The organism is Terrihabitans aquatilis, assembly GCF_052542005.1.
On the sequence record NZ_JBOCUO010000003.1, the window covers coordinates 319062 to 338579 of the forward strand.

General features: G+C 60.6%; 15 protein-coding genes, 1 tRNA gene and 1 riboswitch. Of the genes, 7 read left to right on the forward strand and 9 right to left on the reverse strand.

Annotation, left to right across the window (positions count from 1 at the left end; translation table 11 throughout):
• Nucleotides 1-19: 19 nt before the first annotated feature.
• Together ACQ6S1_RS12445 and ACQ6S1_RS12450 are read right to left on the reverse strand one after the other, a co-directional pair.
• Entirely contained in the window at nt 20-2509 is a 2490-nt protein-coding gene (locus ACQ6S1_RS12445) for a glycogen/starch/alpha-glucan phosphorylase (RefSeq protein WP_445041531.1), read from the reverse strand.
• A gap of 62 nt (nt 2510-2571) precedes the next feature.
• Nucleotides 2572-5091 (reverse strand): heavy metal translocating P-type ATPase, encoded by a 2520-nt coding sequence (locus ACQ6S1_RS12450; protein ID WP_445041532.1) that lies wholly within the window; start codon nt 5089-5091, stop codon nt 2572-2574.
• Nucleotides 5092-5355: 264 nt separating this feature from the next.
• Here ACQ6S1_RS12450 and ACQ6S1_RS12455 point away from each other — a divergent pair, with 264 nt between their 5' ends.
• From ACQ6S1_RS12455 to phoB, 3 genes are all read left to right on the forward strand, one after another.
• Nucleotides 5356-6582 carry an ATP-binding protein gene (locus tag ACQ6S1_RS12455; RefSeq protein WP_445041533.1) on the forward strand — a complete coding sequence of 409 codons (1227 nt, stop codon included), beginning with the start codon at nt 5356-5358 and terminating at the stop codon, nt 6580-6582.
• A 74-nt stretch (nt 6583-6656) separates the two neighbouring features.
• Nucleotides 6657-7376, forward strand: a complete 720-nt coding sequence (phoU, locus tag ACQ6S1_RS12460; RefSeq protein ID WP_445041534.1) for a phosphate signaling complex protein PhoU — start codon at nt 6657-6659, stop codon at nt 7374-7376.
• 3 nt (nt 7377-7379) lie between these two features.
• On the forward strand, nt 7380-8081 hold the full coding sequence (gene phoB / locus ACQ6S1_RS12465; protein WP_445041535.1) for a phosphate regulon transcriptional regulator PhoB: 702 nt from the start codon (nt 7380-7382) through the stop codon (nt 8079-8081).
• An 82-nt stretch (nt 8082-8163) separates the two neighbouring features.
• Here the strand turns inward: phoB and ACQ6S1_RS12470 are convergent, their stop codons facing one another.
• The gene (locus tag ACQ6S1_RS12470; RefSeq protein ID WP_445041536.1) at nt 8164-8679 is read right to left on the reverse strand and encodes a GcrA family cell cycle regulator; all 516 of its coding nucleotides are present in this window, start codon (nt 8677-8679) and stop codon (nt 8164-8166) included.
• 373 nt (nt 8680-9052) lie between these two features.
• On the opposite strand from ACQ6S1_RS12470, the gene ACQ6S1_RS12475 reads away from it, so the two are divergent.
• From ACQ6S1_RS12475 to ACQ6S1_RS12485, 3 genes are read left to right on the forward strand one after another with little or no spacing between them, the layout of a single operon-like run.
• Complete coding sequence (locus tag ACQ6S1_RS12475) at nt 9053-10261, forward strand: aspartate aminotransferase family protein (RefSeq protein WP_445041537.1); 1209 nt, start codon at nt 9053-9055, stop codon at nt 10259-10261.
• Between the two features lie 6 nt (nt 10262-10267).
• Complete coding sequence (argF, locus tag ACQ6S1_RS12480; protein WP_445042019.1) at nt 10268-11194, forward strand: ornithine carbamoyltransferase; 927 nt, start codon at nt 10268-10270, stop codon at nt 11192-11194.
• Nucleotides 11195-11223: 29 nt separating this feature from the next.
• On the forward strand, nt 11224-12192 hold the full coding sequence (locus tag ACQ6S1_RS12485) for an Hsp33 family molecular chaperone (protein WP_445041538.1): 969 nt from the start codon (nt 11224-11226) through the stop codon (nt 12190-12192).
• An 11-nt stretch (nt 12193-12203) separates the two neighbouring features.
• Here the strand turns inward: ACQ6S1_RS12485 and argE are convergent, their stop codons facing one another.
• From argE to ACQ6S1_RS12505, 4 genes are all read right to left on the reverse strand, one after another.
• Nucleotides 12204-13379, reverse strand: coding sequence for an acetylornithine deacetylase (argE, locus tag ACQ6S1_RS12490; RefSeq protein WP_445041539.1), 1176 nt, complete (start codon nt 13377-13379; stop codon nt 12204-12206).
• Between the two features lie 8 nt (nt 13380-13387).
• A complete protein-coding gene (locus ACQ6S1_RS12495) occupies nt 13388-14839 on the reverse strand; it encodes a TrkH family potassium uptake protein (protein WP_445041540.1) in 1452 nt (483 codons plus the stop codon).
• Nucleotides 14840-14901: 62 nt separating this feature from the next.
• Nucleotides 14902-15294, reverse strand: a complete 393-nt coding sequence (gene apaG / locus ACQ6S1_RS12500) for a Co2+/Mg2+ efflux facilitator ApaG/CorD (protein ID WP_445041541.1) — start codon at nt 15292-15294, stop codon at nt 14902-14904.
• Between the two features lie 36 nt (nt 15295-15330).
• Entirely contained in the window at nt 15331-16530 is a 1200-nt protein-coding gene (locus ACQ6S1_RS12505; RefSeq protein ID WP_445041542.1) for an O-succinylhomoserine sulfhydrylase, read from the reverse strand.
• Between the two features lie 42 nt (nt 16531-16572).
• A riboswitch (SAM riboswitch) is annotated at nt 16573-16651 on the reverse strand.
• Nucleotides 16652-16728: 77 nt separating this feature from the next.
• On the opposite strand from ACQ6S1_RS12505, the gene ACQ6S1_RS12510 reads away from it, so the two are divergent.
• The gene (locus tag ACQ6S1_RS12510; RefSeq protein WP_445041543.1) at nt 16729-17832 is read left to right on the forward strand and encodes a 2'-deoxycytidine 5'-triphosphate deaminase; all 1104 of its coding nucleotides are present in this window, start codon (nt 16729-16731) and stop codon (nt 17830-17832) included.
• Here ACQ6S1_RS12510 and ACQ6S1_RS12515 read toward each other — a convergent pair.
• Together ACQ6S1_RS12515 and ACQ6S1_RS12520 are read right to left on the reverse strand one after the other, a co-directional pair.
• Nucleotides 17809-19293: an MDR family MFS transporter gene (locus ACQ6S1_RS12515; protein WP_445041544.1), complete on the reverse strand. Its 1485-nt coding sequence runs from the start codon at nt 19291-19293 to the stop codon at nt 17809-17811. The two genes, ACQ6S1_RS12510 and ACQ6S1_RS12515, sit on opposite strands and share 24 nt — an antisense overlap.
• Nucleotides 19294-19397: 104 nt before the next feature.
• A tRNA-Gly gene (locus ACQ6S1_RS12520) sits at nt 19398-19472 on the reverse strand.
• Nucleotides 19473-19518 lie beyond the last annotated feature (46 nt).

Sequence of the window (19518 nt, forward strand, 5' to 3'; positions counted from 1 at the left end):
TCGAGGCCGGGGCATGTCCTCAATTCGCGGCCGGCAGCGAAACGTGCCAGATGTCGTTGGCGTATTCGCGGATGGTTCGGTCTGACGAGAACCAGGCCATGTTCGCAATGTTGATAATTGCCGAACGCGTCCATCTTTCGGGCGTTTGCCAGCAGGTATCGACGCGTCGTTGCGCTGCATAATAGCTGTCGAAATCATCGGTCAGCATGTAGCGGTCGTTGTTGCGCAGACCTTCCATAAGATGGCCAAAGCGCCCCCGATCATCGGGCGAGAATTCGCCGTCTGAGATTGCGTCCAGCACCTGTCCTAAGGCGGGGGATGCTGCGATGGCCGATGCGGCGCTGATGCCACGTTCTCGGCGATGGCTTACTTCTTCCGTGGTGAGCCCGAAAATGAAGATGTTGTCATCACCGACATTGTCACGGATTTCTATATTGGCGCCGTCCAACGTTCCGATGGTCAATGCACCGTTCAAGGCAAGCTTCATATTGCCGGTTCCGGAGGCTTCCATCCCGGCGGTAGAAATCTGCTCCGAAAGATCGGCCGCCGGTATGATCGTCTCGGCGAGGCTGACATTGTAATTCGGCAGGAACACGACCTTTAATAGGTCCTGAACGGCTGGGTCGGAATTGACCGTCTTGGCGATATCGTTGGCCAGCTTGATGATCAACTTCGCGCTGACATAGCTCGCCGCAGCCTTGCCGGCGATGATTTTGACACGTGGCGTCCATCCGGCCGACGGATTGGCTCGCATCGCATGGTAGAGCGCAACCGTCTCGAGCAGGTTCAAAAGCTGGCGCTTGTATTCGTGAATTCGCTTGATCTGCACGTCGAACAATGCGCCCGGTTCGACACGAACTCCGGTCCGCTCGAGGATGAGTTTGGCGAGAGCCGTTTTGTTCGAACGCTTGACTGCCTGAACGCGCCTTTGCAGCGCAGAATCCTCCGCGTGATCGGCCAACTGGACGATCCGCTCCGGATTGTCGAGCACCTCGTCTCCGCAGACCTCGCGCAGAATGGCTGTAAGTCCCGGATTGCTCTGATGCAGCCAGCGCCGAAAGGTAACGCCGTTCGTCTTGTTCTGGATACGATCCGGATAGATGCGATTCAGATCACGGAAGGTGGTCTTGCGCATGAGATCGGTGTGGAGTGCCGAAACGCCATTGATGGTGTGGGAGCCGACGAAGGCCAACTGGCCCATTCGAACCTTCCGGCCATCACGCTCATCGATAATTGACACGGACGTCAGGAGATCAGGCTCGCCCGGGAAAGCCGCCTTTGCGGCTTCCAGATGCAGATTGTTGATGAAATAGATGATCTGAAGGTGGCGAGGGAGGAGCCGCTCGAACAGCGGAAGAGGCCACGTCTCCAGCGCCTCGGGAAGCAGAGTGTGGTTCGTGTATGAGAAGGTGCCAGCCGTAATGGCCCAGGCATCATTCCAGGGAAGGCCGTGCTCATCGAGCAGCAGCCGCATCATTTCGGCGATGGCGACGGCGGGATGAGTGTCGTTCAGCTGGATAGCCGCGCGTTCGGGCAGCGAATGCAGATCGCCGTAGATCCGCAGATGTCGGTTCACCAGATCCTGTAACGACGCCGACACGAAGAAATATTCCTGCCGCAGCCGCAATTCCTGACCGGAAGCAGTCTCGTCGCTCGGATACAGAACCTTGGAAATAGCTTCTGCGCGCGCCTGATCGGAAGCTGCCCCGACGTAATCACCCTGATTGAAGAGCTCAAGCCGCAGCGGATCGACCGCGCGGGCTGACCACAGGCGCAGGGGATTGACGTTCTCACCACGCCATCCGACGATCGGAGTATCGTAGGAAACGGCGTGAACGATCTCGGCCGGATGCCAGATATATCGTGTGACGCCCTTATCCGTCAGTTTGGTCTCGACCGATCCGCCGAATTTGATGTCATAGATCACATCCGTGCGCAGGAATTCCCAGGGGCTGCCGAATGACAGCCAGTATTCCGGCACTTCCTGCTGCCAGCCGTCCTGGATAACCTGCTGGAACAGGCCGTGATCGTAGCGGATGCCATAGCCGTAGGCTGGGATACCGAGCGTAGCCATGCTCTCCATGAAGCAAGCGGCCAGGCGTCCCAGCCCGCCATTGCCGAGGGCGGCGTCGGGCTCAGTGGCCCGCACCCGTTCATAATCGACCCCCAGATCACCCAATGCCTGGCGGAAAACGTCCAACAGTCCGAGATTTGAAAGAACATCCGTCAGCTGACGGCCGATCAGGAATTCCAGCGAAAGATAATAGACCCGCTTCTTAGAATCGGATGCGTTGTTGCGCTTCCCTTCAAGAAAACGGGCAGTCGCCCGGTCGCGGGCGGTGAGAGCGCAGGCCAGAAACCAGTCGCGATCCGTTGCGAAAGCGGGGTCCTTGCCGACCGCCAGCGTCATTTTGCTGATAATGGCGCTTTTGACGTCGGAAATTTTTTGTTCGAGGGCGTCCGGGCTGTCGGCTGCAATGAGTGTTTCATCCGGGCGCTTTTCGAGCATGGGTCACCTGCATCTTCGTGTGTAGACGAGACGGAGGAGGCAAGGGCTGTGCCGCCTCCGTTTCAGAGTCGCAAGCCGCGCAAGCGGGATGCGTTCATTATGACACTGACCGAGGACAATGCCATGGCCGCCGCGGCAAACATGGGCGACAGCAGAAGCCCAAGCGCCGGATAGAGGATACCGGCGGCAACGGGAATTCCAATCGCGTTATAGAGGAATGCGAAGACGAGATTTTGACGAATGTTCGTCATCGTTGACTTCGATAGGATGCGTGCACGCACGATGCCCGAGAGATCGCCCCCCAGAAGCGTGACGCCTGCGCTTTCGATGGCGACGTCAGTGCCGGTACCCATCGCAATTCCCACATCGGCCGCGGCCAGTGCCGGAGCGTCATTGACCCCATCTCCGGCCATTGCGACGATCCGCCCACGGCTTTGAAACTCCCGGACTATCGCACTTTTCTGCTCGGGAAGAATCTCGGCGCGGACCTCGTCGATACCCAGCGCATTCGCCACGGCCTGCGCGCTTACACGGTTGTCACCGGTCAGCATCACGATGTGCAGGCCGGCCTGATGCAGCGCCTTTATGGTGTCAGGGGTCGTCGCCTTTACCTGATCGGCGATCGCGGCAAGGCCTGCGAGGCTGCCGTCGACAGCAATGAAAATCACCGTCGCACCACTGGTGCGCAACGCGTTGGCCTGCTCCGCGAGCGACGCGGTCGCGATCCCGATTTCATCGAAAAAGGCCGCATGGCCGAGTGCGATGCGCTTGCCTTCGACAACGCCCACCGCCCCTTTACCCAAGGGCGAATCGAAGTCTTCAACGGGAGCGATCGAAAGATCACGCTGCAGTGCCGCTGCAACGATGGCATTTGCCAACGGGTGTTCGCTCGCACGTTCGACGCTCGCAGCGAGGCGCAGCACCTCCGTTTCGGTGAAGGTACTGGTGGGCACAACCTTCGTAACAGACGGCTTCCCCTCGGTCAGGGTGCCCGTCTTATCGACGAGGAGGGCATCGACCTTCTCAAGCCGTTCCAGCGCCTCTGCAGAGCGAACAAGAACTCCGGCACCCGCGCCCCGGCCGACGGCAACCATGATCGACATCGGGGTTGCGAGGCCGAGCGCGCACGGGCAGGCGATGATCAATACGGAAACGGCGGCGATCAGCCCATACGAAAAGCTCGGCTCGGGTCCGACTGCCGCCCAGATGGCAAAGCTGGCGAGCGCTACCGCAATGACGACCGGGACGAAAAAGCCCGAAACCTGATCGGCCACACGTTGGATCGGCGCCCGACTGCGCTGGGCGTCCGATACCAATTGGACGATCCGGGAGAGCATCGTATCGCGGCCAATCTTGTCGGCTCGGATGAGAAGTGTGCCCTGACCGTTTATCGTGCCGCCGATGACGTTCGCACCCTCCTGCTTCGCGACAGGCATGGCTTCGCCGGTGATGAGTGATTCATCCACGGCGGAACGTCCGCTGCTGACGGTGCCGTCCACCGGCATCTTCTCACCTGGGCGCACCCTCAACAGATCGCCCATCTGAACCTCTTCCAACGGGATGTCTTCTTCCGAACCATTCCTCACGCGGCGAGCCGTATTCGGCGCAAGACCAAGAAGCGCGCGGATTGCGTTTCCGGTCGCGTCGCGAGCATGCAATTCGAGAATCTGGCCAAGCAGCACCAGAACCACGATGACGGCCGCTGCCTCGAAATAGACCGGCACCGCACCGTCATGGCCACGGAAGGCCTCTGGAAAAAGGCCGGGGGCGAAGGTTGCAGCGGTGCTGTATAGCCAGGCAGCGCCCGTGCCGAGCGCAATGAGCGTGAACATGTTGAGGTTTTGGCTCACCAGAGAATGCCAACCTCGTTCGAAGAACGGCCAGCCCACCCAAAGCACGACAGGCGTCGCCAAAGCGAATTGAACGACGTTCGAGATTCCCGGCGCCACAAGATGGAGGCCGAGCAGGTGCTCGATCATGGCGAGCGCAAACACGGGAAGCGTAAGGGCGGCGCCGATCCAGAAGCGACGCGTGAAATCGATCAGTTCGTGATTGGGCTGAGCCTCGGCCGTGACAAGAAGAGGCTCAAGGGCCATTCCACACAGAGGGCATGAACCCGGTCCTTCCTGTCGAATTTCGGGATGCATCGGGCAGGTGAAAATCGTGCCTTCCGGCGCGGGCTCCGCTTCTCTCGGCGACAGGTATTTTTGCGGATCAGCCTCGAACTTGGTCCGGCAACCATTGCAGCAGAAATAATAGATACTGCCTTCATATGTGGACTGATGTTTGGAGGTTTGAGGGTCGACATCCATTCCGCAAACGGGGTCTTTGGCTTTTCCAACCGCCGGTGAAGGATGCGAATGCCCGCGGCAGGCGCTGTGAGACGGCCTTGCGTATTTCTCGGGCACCGCTTCGAACTTGTTCAGGCAAGCCGCAGAGCAAAAGTGGTAGGCTGATCCTTCGTATTCCGCTTTGTGTGGAGATTGCAGCGGATCGACATCCATGCCGCAAACCGGATCTTTCACGATAGCGGAAGACTTCTCCTCGATTTGAGAGGAGGTATTTTGCTCGCCGATTCCCATCACGTCTCTCGGAGTTTTTTGCTCAAGCCTACAAGATGGGCCTTCCCCTCGGTGGAAGGTCAAGGTCTGAGGCGGGCAATCAGATCTCTTGGATGACGTGTCACGCTGCTGTCATAGCGTCATGGCCCCTTCTATATAGGGGGGATAATGAGCGACGTAACGCGCCACAAATTTTCAGCTTGGACTCGTTTGACGAGCCATACGGAACGTCGGTTACGGGCCGCAGCCACGCCGATAATCGCAGCCCTGGGCACATTGGCTGCGATGGCGCTTTTCGGCGCGGTATCACCTTTGATCGCGCTGTTTGGAGCTTTGCTCATCGTCGCGGTCACTCTCATCGTGCCGCAGGTCGTACCATCGGAGAGTGAAGACCGACGGGAAAGCGCCGTTGCGAGCCCGCCCTCGATCCGCTCGCTGATAGAGGCGCTGTCGGAGCCCGCCATCTTGCTGAGTCAGCGGGGGGCCGTCCTAGAGTTCAACAATGCCGCCCGGGAAGCTTTGTCCAATCTGCGGCCCGACGAACCTATTTCTTTCGCCCTGAGGGTGCCGGAGGTTCTGGACGCGGTTCGGGGGGTAGGCGGAGGCGGGCCTGCCTGTGTCGTTGAATATGCCGATCGTGTGCCGGTGGACCGCTGGACGGAGGCTCATGTCGATCCGGTGCGCACGATCGCATCGGCCGATCAGGCGCCCGACTTCGTTCTCCTGACGCTTCACGATCTGACACATCTGCGTCGAGCAGAGCGGATGCGCGTCGACTTCGTGGCGAACGCCAGCCACGAATTGCGCACGCCTCTCGCAGCTCTCCTCGGTTTCATCGAGACCCTTCAAGGCCCCGCGAAAAACGATGTCGACGCCCGGGCCCGCTTTCTCGAAATCATGCGCGGGCAAGCCGCCCGCATGTCGCGGCTCGTGGATGATCTGTTGTCGCTTTCCCGGATCGAGCAGAAGCAGCACATGCGCCCCGTCGATCAGGTGGATCTGGTCGAGATCGTCAAGACGGTTCTCGACAGCCTGGCTCCACTCGCCACCGAACGCGAGGTAACCATCGTCACGTCCATCCCGTCCGAGCCGTTGATGGCGGCGGGAGATCGCGATGAACTGATCCGGGTGGTAGAGAATCTCACCGAGAACGGCATCAAGTACGGCCAGGCCGGGAAGCGGATCGAGGTTGCCGTGTTTGGCACGACGATCGGCAACCGACAGGAAGCACAGTTCTGCGTGCGTGATTACGGACCCGGAATTGCGGCCGAGCATCTGCCCCGGCTCACCGAACGTTTCTATCGCATCGATGCCGGCCAGAGCCGTGACAAGGGGGGGACCGGGCTCGGCTTGGCGATCGTCAAGCACATCATGGCCCGGCATCGGGGACGTCTTCTGATCGAAAGTCCGGAAGGGGGAGGCGCCCGTTTTACGATTGCACTGGAAACATCTCCGGCGCGATCGAATATAAAGACGATGCGTCGACTCGGGAAAATGCTTGCGGAGGGGTAATCGCTCCGCATCTCGTGTCATGCAAGCGTCATTGACAGCTTCTAAGAGACCCTTGACTTATGAGCGGCGGCCCCATGACTGATCATACGGCAAAGCAATTCGACGAAGATCTGAAGTCCCTCGGCGAAATGGTAGCCGAGATGGGAGGATTGGCCGAGAAGCTCGTGAGCGACTCGATCAGCGCCCTCCTCGACCGGGACATCAGTCTTGCCCAGAACGTGATCTCGATCGACCGCACGGTTGATGCGCTTCAGCGTGAGGTCGAGGAAAAGGCGGTTTTGACGATCGCGAGGCGGCAGCCGATGGCTGTGGACCTCCGCGAGATCGTGGCCGCGCTTCGCGTCTCGAACGATCTTGAGCGCATCGGTGATCTCGCCAAGAATATCGCCAAGCGCGTGATCGCACTGGAAGGTCAGCTGCAGCCTCCGAAACTTGCGGGCGGCGTCGACCATATGAGCGAGTTGGTACTCGCACAGTTGAAGGACGTCCTCGACAGCTATGCGCGGCGTGATGCCGAGCGTGCGCTCGAAGTGTGGCGGCAGGACGGAGAGATCGACGCGATCTACACGTCCCTGTTCCGCGAGCTCCTCACCTACATGATGGAAGATCCGCGCAATATCGGCTTCTGCACGCATCTCCTGTTTTGCGCGAAGAACATCGAGCGCATCGGGGATCACGCAACCAACATAGCCGAGACCATCCATTATCTGGTCCTTGGCGAAGTCCTCACGGACGAGCGCCCGAAGGGCGACCTCACGAGCATGACCACCGTGTCTTACGCGGAAGGTGCGTAGCGTATGCCTGCGAGGGTTATGATTGTAGAGGATGAAGAGCCTCTAACGCTGCTGCTCCGCTACAATCTGGAAGCCGAAGGCTACGATGTGGAGAGCGTCGCCCGAGGCGACGAGGCGGAAACGCGCCTACGGGAGCGAGTGCCCGATCTCGTCCTTCTCGACTGGATGTTGCCGGGCCTGTCCGGCATCGAGCTCTGCCGCCGTTTGCGGGCGCGTCCCGAAACGGAATTGCTGCCGATCATCATGCTGACGGCGCGCGGCGAGGAGGCCGAGCGCGTGCGGGGGCTGGCAACCGGAGCCGACGATTATGTCGTCAAGCCATTTTCCGTGCCAGAACTGGTCGCTCGGGTCCGCAGCCTTCTTCGGCGTGTGAACCCTTCGCAGGTCGCCTCGCAGCTTAAGGCTGGCGATATTGAACTTGATCGTGACACGCGGCGGGTGCGCCGATCCGGACGGGAGATCGATCTCGGTCCGACGGAATTCCGCCTGCTCGAGTTTCTGATGCAGACACCAGGTCGTGTGTTCTCCCGCGAGCAATTGCTGGACGGTGTCTGGGGACACGACGTTTACATCGATGAGCGGACGGTAGACGTGCATGTCGGACGTCTTCGTAAGTCCATCAATCGTGGCCGCCGGCCAGACCCGATACGCACCGTCCGCGGGTCCGGTTATTCGTTCGACGAGACGTTCTCCCGACCGAATTGATCGCTGATCGAGAACTGAAATTCAGCGTGATCGTCAAAGAAAAAGCCGCGTTTCCGCGGCTTTTTCTTTTGGGCTTTGATGATCAGGCGGCCGTGCGGCGCCGACGATCGATGCTGGGCTGATACGCCAGCTGGGAGTGATAATTGCAATACGGGATTCCGGCGTCCGAGCGTGCTCCGCAGAAGCGGAAATCTTCCCGGCCGGGATCGCCGATCGGCCACCGGCACATGCTTTCGCGCAGGTCCATGATCGTCACGCGCTCGCAGCTGACCGCTTCCAGATGGGCGCGCGGTGCAACAGCCGGCAAGGGTTCGAGGTCGGGCGCGGCTACTGCCACCGGAGCAAGGGCCGTCGTTCCCTGCACCCGGTAAAGACCGGACGTCGTGGTCGATGGATGAGACGGCGCTCGTGGTTTGCGCGGGCGCTGAGGGGCGCTGGTAACCGTCTTCGCGCGTCCAGAAAGACCCAGGCGATGGACCTTGCCAATCACAGCATTGCGGGTGACACCGCCACCCAGCTCGGCCGCGATCTGGCTGGCGCTCAGTCCATCCGTCCAGAGCTTCTTGAGCAGCTCGACTCGCTCGTCCGTCCAATTCATTGCGGCACCCCTGTCGTGTGGTCGCAGCCAGAATCCATTTGCTCAGGCTCCCGGCCATTGGTCGGGAAACCGAAACACTGTCTCTAGTGGTTCGATTGAAGTTCTGCGCACGAGATGTCGTGCTTAACGAGATCTAAACTACAATATGCACGGACTCGGTCGCAAGAGTCCGAAAGGGGAACGTGCTGTTTTCCCCAGCTGTCGGGAAAACTCGGCATTCCAAACTCGAGTCTGGAGTCAAATCAACGCGCTAGAGCTCGGCTCCTGCGATTGACAGAGAGACTCCAGCCTTTAAAATTGTTTCAGATGAGGTGCCGCTCGGGCCTGGGCGGCGCCTTTCTATTTTTTGTCCTGCTTTTTCTTTGAGGGCGCCGTGACTGCGAACTCTTCGCTGCTGCCCGTTTTTGCTCGCCTCGAGCTCGCATTCGACCATGGTGAGGGGCCTTGGCTCGTTACTGGCAACGGCGAGCGTTATCTCGATTTCGGTGCCGGCATCGCAGTGAATGCGTTGGGGCATGCTCACCCGCATCTTGTCTCCACGCTCCAAGGACAGGCGGCGAAGCTTTGGCACACGTCGAACCTTTATCGCATTCCAGAAGGCGAACGGCTGGCGGCGCGCCTAGCCGAAGCAAGCTTCGCGGACGTGGTGTTCTTCGCGAATTCAGGCGCTGAGGCGAACGAGGCGGCTATCAAGATGGCCCGCAAGTTCCAGAGTGCAAACGACCATCCCGAGCGCTGGCAAGTCATCGCGTTCAATGGCGCCTTTCACGGACGGACCTTGGCGACGATCGCGGCCGGCGGCAATCAGAAGCATCTCGAAGGGTTCGGCCCTATCGTGCCGGGATTTCCCCACGTCGATGTGGGCGATGAAGCGGCTTTGCGCGCAGCGATCGGGCCAGAAACGGCGGCGATTATCATCGAGCCTGTGCAGGGCGAGAGCGGCATAAAAGCCGTGCCCGCTCCGTTCCTCCGTCTACTTCGCGAGATTTGCGACAAGCACGATCTGCTGCTTATCTTCGACGAAGTGCAGAGTGGCATGGGCCGGACAGGTCATTTGTTCGCCTATGAGATATCAGGCGTCACACCGGATATCATGAGCTTGGCCAAGGGGATTGGCGGCGGATTCCCGCTTGGGGCCTGCCTCGCTACACACCGCGCGGCCCAGGGAATGGTTGCGGGAGCCCATGGCAGCACGTTCGGCGGCAATCCGCTCGCCATGGCGGTTGGCAATGCCGTACTCGATGTGATGCTGGCGCCGGGCTTCCTCGATGGCGTGCAGCACAAGGGGCTTCTGCTGAAGCAGAAGCTCGCGGCGCTGGCCGATCGGCATCCCGCGCTCGTCGCCGAGATCCGTGGCGAGGGATTGATGATCGGCTTGCGCTGCCATCTGGCGCCGGGCGACGTGGTTTCGGCTTTCGCCGCGCATCATGTGCTGACGGTGCCAGCCGGCGACAATGTCGTGCGTTTGCTGCCGCCTCTTACGATCGAGGAAAACGATCTGAACGGCGCGATCGAGCGCATGGACGCGGCCTTGAGTGATCTGGAAACGAAGCTTGCCTCCGGGCGCAGCGCTGCCGAGTAGGATATTATTGTGAACGGCGTCCGGCATTTTATCGACATCGCCGATCTGTCACCGGGCGATGTCCGGTCGATTCTTGATGCGGCAGTCACCATGAAGGCGCAGCGTCACACCCCGGTTGCTGTGGAACGGCGGTTTCTCGCCGGCAGGAATATTGCCCTCGTGTTCGAACAACCGTCGCTACGCACGCGGATGTCCTTCGAGGTCGGGATCAACGATCTGGGTGGTTCTCCGATCATGGTGACCGGCAAGGAGATCGAACTTGGCGAACGCGAGGCATTGAAGGATACGGCACGGGTGCTCTCGCGCTTTGTCGATGCGATCATGGTGCGTGCGCTGAGCCACGATTTGCTGCTGGAGCTTGCGCATTACGCCAGCGTTCCCGTGATCAACGGCCTGACCAAGAAGTCGCATCCGTGTCAGGTGCTGGCGGATATTCTGACATTCGAGGAACGGTGCGGATCGATCGCGGGCCGCAAGATCTCCTGGGTTGGTGACTCCAACAATGTGCTCGCATCATGGATGCATGCTGCGGCCAAGCTCGACTTCGAAATGATCGTCGGCACGCCAGCGGAGTTTGCCCCGGCTGAGGGGTTGGTCTCCCGGGCGCGGGAGGAGGGGGCAACGCTTCATCTGACCAACGATCCGCGTGAGGCCGTGGCCGGAGCTGATTGCGTCATTACGGATTCCTGGGTTTCCATGGGCGATGTCGACCGAGAGCGGCGGCTGGAATTGCTGTGCCCATATCGCGTCGATCCGGCCCTGATGAAATTGGCAGCCCCCGATGCCATATTCCTGCATTGCCTGCCTGCCCATCGGGGCGAAGAAGTCACAGACGAAGTCATCGACGGACCGCAATCCGCGGTCTACGACGAGGCGGAGAACCGCCTCCATGCCCAAAAGGGCGTGCTCGCCTGGTGTTTCGACGCTCTGTAGGGGGTGAGCCCTTCAAGCGATGGAATCCGATGACTCTTCTGCTTTCTGCTGACGACAGCGTTCTTCCTTTTCAGGTCGAAGGCCTGGATGTGCGCGGTCGCGTCGTGCGGCTGGGGCCGTCCGTCGACGCGATGCTGGCGCGGCATGCTTATCCCGCTTCTGTCTCCAAAGTGCTCGGAGAGGCCGTGGTTCTGACGGCGCTTCTGGGATCTTCGCTCAAGATCGAGGGCCGCTTCCAATTGCAGGCCAAGACCGATGGCGTGATCGACATGCTGGTCGTCGATTACAAGGCGCCAGACAGTCTGAGGGCCTATGCGCGTTTTGACGCCGAGAGGCTCGCAACAGCCGACGTGTCGCTTGATGGCGATCTGCTCGGTAAGGGTCATCTCGCTCTGACGATCGACCCGGGCAACGAGATGAACCGTTATCAGGGTATCGTACCGCTCGAAGGGCAGGGTCTCGAGGCGGCGGCGCATACTTATTTTCAGCAATCGGAACAGATCCCGACCCGCGTCCGGCTTGCTGTCGCGGAAGCCTTCGATGCCAGCACCGAGGAGCGCACGATGACGTGGCGCGCCGGAGGACTGCTCGTGCAGTTTTTGCCGGCGGCCGGCGAAGGCGTGCGAGCGCGTGACCTTCCGCCCGGCGACGCGCCAGAAGGCGTTGATGTGCCTGAAGCCGAGGATGAGGACGCCTGGAACGAGGCCCAGTTTTTGGTCGGCACGATCGAAGATCATGAATTGATCGATCCGACCATTTCCAGCCAGGATCTCCTTTATCGGCTGTTCCATGAACGCGGCGTGCGCGTCTTCGATTCTCAGCCCGTTCGGGAATCCTGCTCCTGCTCCCGCGACCGGATTCTCGGCATGCTGAAGAGCTTTCCGGATGACGATCGCCGCGAAATGGTGGGTGACGATGGCGTCATCACCGTGACTTGCGAGTTCTGCTCGGAACGTTATGTGGTCACGCCCGCCGAGGTGGAGATAGCCGACAGCTGAATGGTTCGACGCTAAAGTGGTGCGGCGGAGCATTCCCGGATAAGTCGGGCCATGAACGCTTCGCCGGCCGCCAGTTGGCTGAGCTCTATGTACTCGTCCGGTGTGTGGGCCTGATCTATCGAACCCGGTCCGCACACCACAACAGGCAGACCCGCGCGCTGGAAAGCGCCGGCTTCCGTGGCATAGGCGACGGTTGTGGTGTCGTTGGCTTCCGCTAACCGCAGCGCGATCCGCTCGGCCGGTGATCCCGGATCTGGTGCGAGCGCGGCGGCGACCAGCCAGCGATCGATCGCGATCCGCGCTTCCGGAGCTGTTTCTTGCAAACGCTGCAACACCGGACCCAAGGCAAAGGAAATGATCCGATCGACGGCTGCGTCGATATCGCAGCCCGGAACACCGCGCATGCTGAATTCGAGACTGCAATTGACCGGCACGATATTGTGCGCGCTTCCGCCCTCTATGCGGCCGATATTCAGCGTGGAATGAGGAGGCGTGAACCGGCCGGTGGGGTCACCCGCGTCACGGAATTCAGCAGCTATGGCCTGCAATTCGCCGATGATCTCATGCGCCGCCAGAACGGCGCTTGCGCCGAGATGAGGCAGACTCGAATGAGCAGCTCGTCCTGTGATGTCCATGCGCACGCCTGCGATCGACAAATGCGCGTCGACGACCCTCATGGATGTCGGTTCGCCCACGATGACGGCGTGGGGAGGTTGCCAGGCCATTCCGAGCGCGCGTAGCGCATCGGCCACGCCGTCCATCGTGGTCTCCTCATCGTAAGTCAGCACGATCTGGACGGGGCGCTTTAGGGAGGCAGCCCGCAGAGCGGGCACGGCCGCCAGGACGACCGCGATGAAGCCCTTCATGTCGCAGGCTCCACGGCCATACAGACGATCGTCCCGGAGGGTGAGCACAAAGGGATCGCTCGACCATTCCTGACCCGACACCGGAACGACGTCGGTATGGGCCGACAAAGCAAGCGCCGGAACATCTTCCGGTCCGATACGGGCGAACAGGAGCGCTTTCGTGCCGGAGGCATTCGGAACGACGGTTGCGGCAACGCCGGCATCCGCGAGATAATTCTGGACCCACCCGATCAGCTCTAGATTGGAGCGGTCGCTTGTCGTGTCGAATGAGACCAGCTTTTCCAGGATGGCGATGATGGAGGGTGAGGGCTGCGTAATCATGCCTGCCTTTATGGCCGCCAGAAGCGGGGTAGGAAAAGCACCAGCACCGTGAAAATCTCCAGACGGCCGATCAACATGGCGAAGGAGAGCAGCCACAGGGCCGGGGGAGTGAGCGAGCTGTAATTGCCGACAGGCCCGACGATCGGGCCGAGGCCGGGCCCGGCATTCGAAAGATTGCCGGCGCCTGCCGAGAGCGCGGTTCGGAAATCGAGTCCAGTGGCTGACAGGCCCAGCGAGATCAGTGCGAAAGCGACGAGATAGACGATCGTGAAGGTGGCGACGGAACGGACCACATCGTCCGGGACGGGGTGGCCTTGGAAGACGATCGGGAACACGCCGCTGGGATAAAGCATGCGACGCAATTGCTGCGTGACCGCCTTGCTCATGATGAGAAGACGCAGAATCTTGATGCCTCCGGCCGGGGATCCGGTGCAGCCGCCCACGAACATCAGCAGGAAAAAGGTGACGTCGGCGAAGGCGCCCCAGTCCGAGTAATCCTGTGTGGCGAGACCGGTGGTGGAAATGACGCTGGCAACATGGAATGCCGCATTCCTCAGAGCGAGTCCGGGCTCCTGGATGTCCTGGGTTACGAGGTAGAGCCATAAGGCCGCGGTGGCGCCTGCAACGATGCCGAAGAAGGTGCGCACCTCGGAGCTGTGGATGAGCCGTCCCGGCCGCCCACGCACGGCATGGACGTAGAGAACGAAGGGCAGGCAGGCCGCGAGCATGAAGACGACGGCGACCCATTCGATTGCGGGATTCTGGAAATATCCCAGCGACTTGTCATAGCTGGAGAACCCGCCGGCTGCCACGGTCGACATCCCGTGCAGAAGGGCGTCGAACGGCTCCATCCCCGCGATCATATAAGCCACGGCACAAAGCAGGTTCAGCGTCAGATACACGCCGAAGATTGAACCCGCGATCTGCGCAGCGCCGGGAAAGATCTTCTCCGACCGGTCCGAACTTTCCGATCGGAACATCTGCATGCCGCCGACGCGCAGCATTGGCAAGACGGCAATGGCCATCACGACTATTCCGATGCCGCCATAGAAATGCATCACGGCACGCCAGAGCAGCAGTCCGGGCGGCATGTCGTCGAGCCCGGCCAGAACGGTGCCGCCGGTTGTGGTGAGGCCGGACATGGCCTCGAAATAGGCGGCGGAGAAACTGAGATCGATCTCGCCCCACATGAAGGGCAAAGCCGCAAATCCTGCCAAAACGATCCACGATAATACCGTCACCAGGAATGTCTGGCGGATGGAAAGGGTGGTTTTCTCGCCGGTCCTGGCCGACGTGTAGAGTGCGAAGCCGAGAAAGACCGACAGGCCGCTTGAGGCTGCGAAGACACGCCAATCATTGGAGCCGGCGAAAAGATCGGCCGCTGCCGGAAGCAGCATCAGCAGCCCGAGCAGGGTGATGAACGCTCCGAGGATGCGAAGAACAGGACGAAAATCGATCAATTCGGAACCGGAGCGGACAGGGCGTGAGAGTTTATCCTGCCCTATGTGAAGCAAAAATGCCGCTAGTGAAAAACGCGGTAATCGTCGGAGCTGTCCAGCGAGAAGGCGGGAACCTCGACGTCGAAGCGTTCTCCCGCCTCCGTTTCCATGACGTAACGCCCGGCCATGAATCCGGTTGGCGTCGTCAATGGTACTCCGCTCGTGTAGGAGAAACTTTCGCCCGGAGGCAGAACGGGCTGTTCTCCCACGACGCCGGCGCCCTCGACTTCCTGCACCCGTCCGCTGCCGTCCACGATGCGCCAATAGCGGGACAACAGCTGAACCGTGCTTCCGCCATGGTTTTCGATGTCGATGGAATAGGCCCAAACAAAGTGGGCCTTTTCCGGCGCCGATTCATGGGTCAGGAATTTCGGCGTGACGGTGATCTGGATATCGCGGGTCGTGGCGCTGTACATGGCATGGTCATACACAAAGATGGCTCAAAGAACGCGTCAGATTGCGTCCAATGCGATTGACAGATCTTCGATCAGATCGTCGCAATCCTCCAGTCCGACCGAAAGACGCAGCATGGCATCGGAAATGCCCAGCTCCGCGCGAGCCTCGGCTGACAGACGCTGATGCGTAGTGGTGGCGGGATGCGTGATCAGGCTCTTCGCGTCGCCCAGATTGTTCGTGATCTTGACGATGCCCAATGCGCCGCCGAAGCGAAATGCTTCCGCTTTCGACCCCTCGACGTCGAACGTGACGAGAGTGGAGCCGCCACTCATCTGGCGGCGGGCCAGCTCGACATGCGGATGATCGTCGCGGAAGGGATACAGCACGCGCTGAACCTTCGGATGATCGGCGAGGAAATCCGCGATGCGGGCTGCGCTCTCGGCCTGCCGCCCGACGCGGATGGCAAGTGTCTCCAGGCTCTTCAGCATCACCCAAGCATTGAACGGAGACAGCGAAGGTCCGGTCTGCCGCAGAAACATCTGCAGCGATCCGGATATGTATTCGGTGCTGCCGAGCACGACGCCGCCGAGCGTACGACCCTGCCCGTCGATGTGCTTGGTGGCCGAATAGCAGACGATGTCGGCGCCAAGCTCCAGCGGCTTCTGGAAGATCGGCGTTGCGAAAACGTTATCCACGATCAGCTTCGCACCAGCAGAATGGGCAATTTCGGCAATCGCGCCGATATCGAGGATGTCGAGTGTCGGATTGGTTGGCGTCTCAAGGAAGAACGCCTTCGTGTTCGGACGAACAGCCTTTTGCCATTGGTCGAGATCGGTGCCGTCAACGAGCGTCGAACTGATGCCGAAGCGCGGCGCCAGATCCTCGACGATATAGCGGCAGGATCCGAACAGTGCCTTGGCCGCGACGATATGTTCGCCCGCATTGACGAAGCTGAGCATCGAGGCGCTTACAGCAGCCATGCCTGTCGCAGTGGCGCGTGCTTCTTCCGCACCTTCGAGGGCCGCCATCCGTGTCTCAAACATCGAGACCGTCGGATTGGAGAAACGCGAATATTGGAAGCCGGCATCGGCACCGGTGAAACGGGCTTCCGCCTGCTCCATGGAATTGTAGACGTAACCCTGCGTCAGAAACAGGGCTTCGGCCGTCTCGCCATACTGGCTGCGCAGACCGCCTTCGTGCACTGCGATGGTCGCAGGCTTCAACTTGCGGGCGGGAAGAGGGGGCTTGTTGGACACGCGGACACCTCATGTCTGGGCCGCTGCGCGAAGCATATGAAATACATCAGCGCGACGGCCTTTTAGCGAGTTATTTTACGTGGCTGCAAGCCGGCCGGCTCAAATCACCACGGAACCCCGGTGGCTCTACTCCCGCTTCCGCTTGGCGTCAATCGGAGGGGTTGCTAAGAGGCTGCATGACAGCGACAGGCGGAACTCATGAGCGGCGATAACAAATTCGACCCGGGCATTGCGCCGGCTCAGGCCATTCGCGATCTTATTGCTGCCGGCTCCGTCAGGCTGGAAACCCCTGCGGTAGAGCGGCAAATCCAGCCGGCGAGCCTCGATTTGCGTCTCGGTACCTGCGCCTACAGGGTGCGCGCCAGCTTCCTGCCTGGTCCGGGCCAAACCGTACGCCAGCGTCTCGATGACGTGCTGATGCATGAATTCAGCCTTGTGGACGGCGCGGTGCTAGAGACCGGCTGCGTCTATCTGGTTCCGCTTCTGGAAAGCCTGTCCTTGCCGGAGGGCATGCAGGCCACCACTAATCCGAAAAGCTCCACCGGCCGCCTCGACGTTTTCACCAGAGTGATTGCGGACGGTGTGCGCGGCTTCGACAGCCTGCCCACTGGCTATGTCGGTCCGTTGTGGGCAGAGATCAGCCCCCGAACGTTCCCGGTGCTCGTTCGAACCGGCTCGCGCCTGTCCCAGATTCGCTTTCGTCGTGGCCATGTCGGACTTGACGAGAGTGAAATGCGCAGCCTTCAGAATTCCGAACGTCTGGTCGATACAGATCAGCCCGATCTCCGCGACGGGATTTCCGTGACGGTCGATTTGGCTGGAGCGGAGGCGGACGGACGCGTCGGCTATCGTGCCAAGCGGCACACCGCCGTCATCGATGTCGATCAGCCCGGCCGCTACGAGGTTGACGATTTCTGGGAGCCCGTGTCGGCCAAAAATCGCAAGCTCGTCCTCGACCCCGGCGAATTCTATATCCTGGCGTCGCGCGAGGCGGTGCATGTGCCGCCCGCTTATGCGGCCGAGATGGTGCCGTTTGACCCGCTGGTCGGAGAGTTTCGTGTGCATTATGCGGGCTTCTTCGATCCCGGCTTCGGCCATGCGGCGGCCGGCGGACGGGGTGCTCGTGCCGTTCTGGAAGTGCGAAGCCACGAAGTGCCGTTTATCCTCGAACACGGTCAGACGGTGGGTCGCCTGGTGTACGAACGATTGTCCGCATTACCTGAGACTCTCTACGGGCAGGACCTCGGCTCAAATTATCAGGCGCAGGGGCTCAAGCTCTCAAAGCACTTCCGGATCGGGTGAGGCCGTTGCCGGGGCTCTGCGATCATGACCCGATGGCACGAAGGCGGAAACGATCAGAGTCAGCAGCGCGATGATGAAAAGGCCGATGAAGGTCACGTGAAGTGACTGGGCAAGAGCTATCTGGACGTCCGAGTTTGCGGCCATGGTGGCCGGGTCAAGCAGGCGGCGTATGCCTTCGAAATCGAAAGCGCCGTCGGTCCCGTGCCGCGTCAGCGAGATGTTGAAAACCGCGCCGAGCAGCGTGGCGCCGAGCGTGCTCCCAAGGTTCCGCGCAAAGATGTTGGAGGCAGTCGCCTCTCCACGTTCTGTCCAGCCCACACTGCTTTGAATGAGCACGATGGCGGAATTGCTCAGGAAGCCCATGCCGAGCCCGACGATCACCGATCCGAGGGCCGCAAGCCACGGTGATGAACCCGGATTGAGTAGGGGAAAAACAGCTGCGCCCGACGGGAGCAGCAAAGCGCCCAGCAACAGCATCCGCCGCAATCCGAAGCGACGGAAATTCCGAGCCGCGAGAGTGGCACCGATCGGCCAGCCGAGAACCGTAGCGGTGAGCGTGAAGCCTGCAACGAGTGGAGATTGCTCAAGTACGGCCTGCACATACATGGGCAGGAACGTGGTCAGGCCGATGATCGTCATGCCACTGAGCAGTGTTGCGAGGTTCGCAGTGGCAATATGGCGGCGGACCCAGAGGCCGAAGGCCATCATGGGTTCACGCGCACGCCGCTCCTGAAGGACGAACAGGACGATGGCCGCAACGCATAAGACCGCTGCCCCGGTGGCTGTGCGTATATTTCCGGTGCCGGTCTCGGTCAGCGCCGTCATGATGGAGGCAACCGCGACCGTAAACAGGGCCGCACCTATAAAATCGACGCTACGGCGCTCACGCTTCACGTCTTCATGGAGAAACGTAAGGAAACCCGCAGCGGCGATGATGGCGATCGGTATGTTGATCCAGAAGATCCACGCCCAGTCGAAATGCTGGATGATGAAGCCACCTGCAAGCGGCCCGAGCACTGACGAGATTCCCCAGACACTGGCCAGGTAGCCTTGCACCCGGCCGCGTTCCTCGAGCGAGTACAGATCGCCGACCACTGTGAGACCAACCGGCTGGATCGCCCCGGCACCGATGCCCTGGATCAGGCGGAAGGCAATCAGCGAAGGAACCGACCAAGCGGCACCGCATAATGCCGACCCGATGAGAAAAACGGCGAGCCCACCGAGCAGAACGGGCTTGCGGCCGTAAAGATCGGCCAGCTTACCGAACACCACCGTGGTTGCGGTCTGGCTCAGGAGAAAGGCTGCAAACACCCACGAATACAGGTGGAGATCGCCCAGCTGGCTCGCGATCTGCGGCATGGCAGTGGAGACGATCGTCGCCTCGATGGCAATCATGAACATAGAGGCCATGATCGATGCCAGCACGAGGGGGCGGCGGAGAACGGGGGAAAAAGTGGGCATTAAAACCTGAGGATGCCCTCATGCGTAGGGGTGTGCCTCATATGGCGCGCCTATCCGCGTTCAGCAAGTCGCGAAATCGTTAAAACAGAGGCGGCAGGCTGTCTTGGAGCGGGCGATGGGAATCGAACCCACGACATTCAGCTTGGGAAGCTGACGTTCTACCTCTGAACTACGCCCGCGCGAGGCTGAAAGTATCGATCCCTTGAAGTATCGGCAAGACGGCAA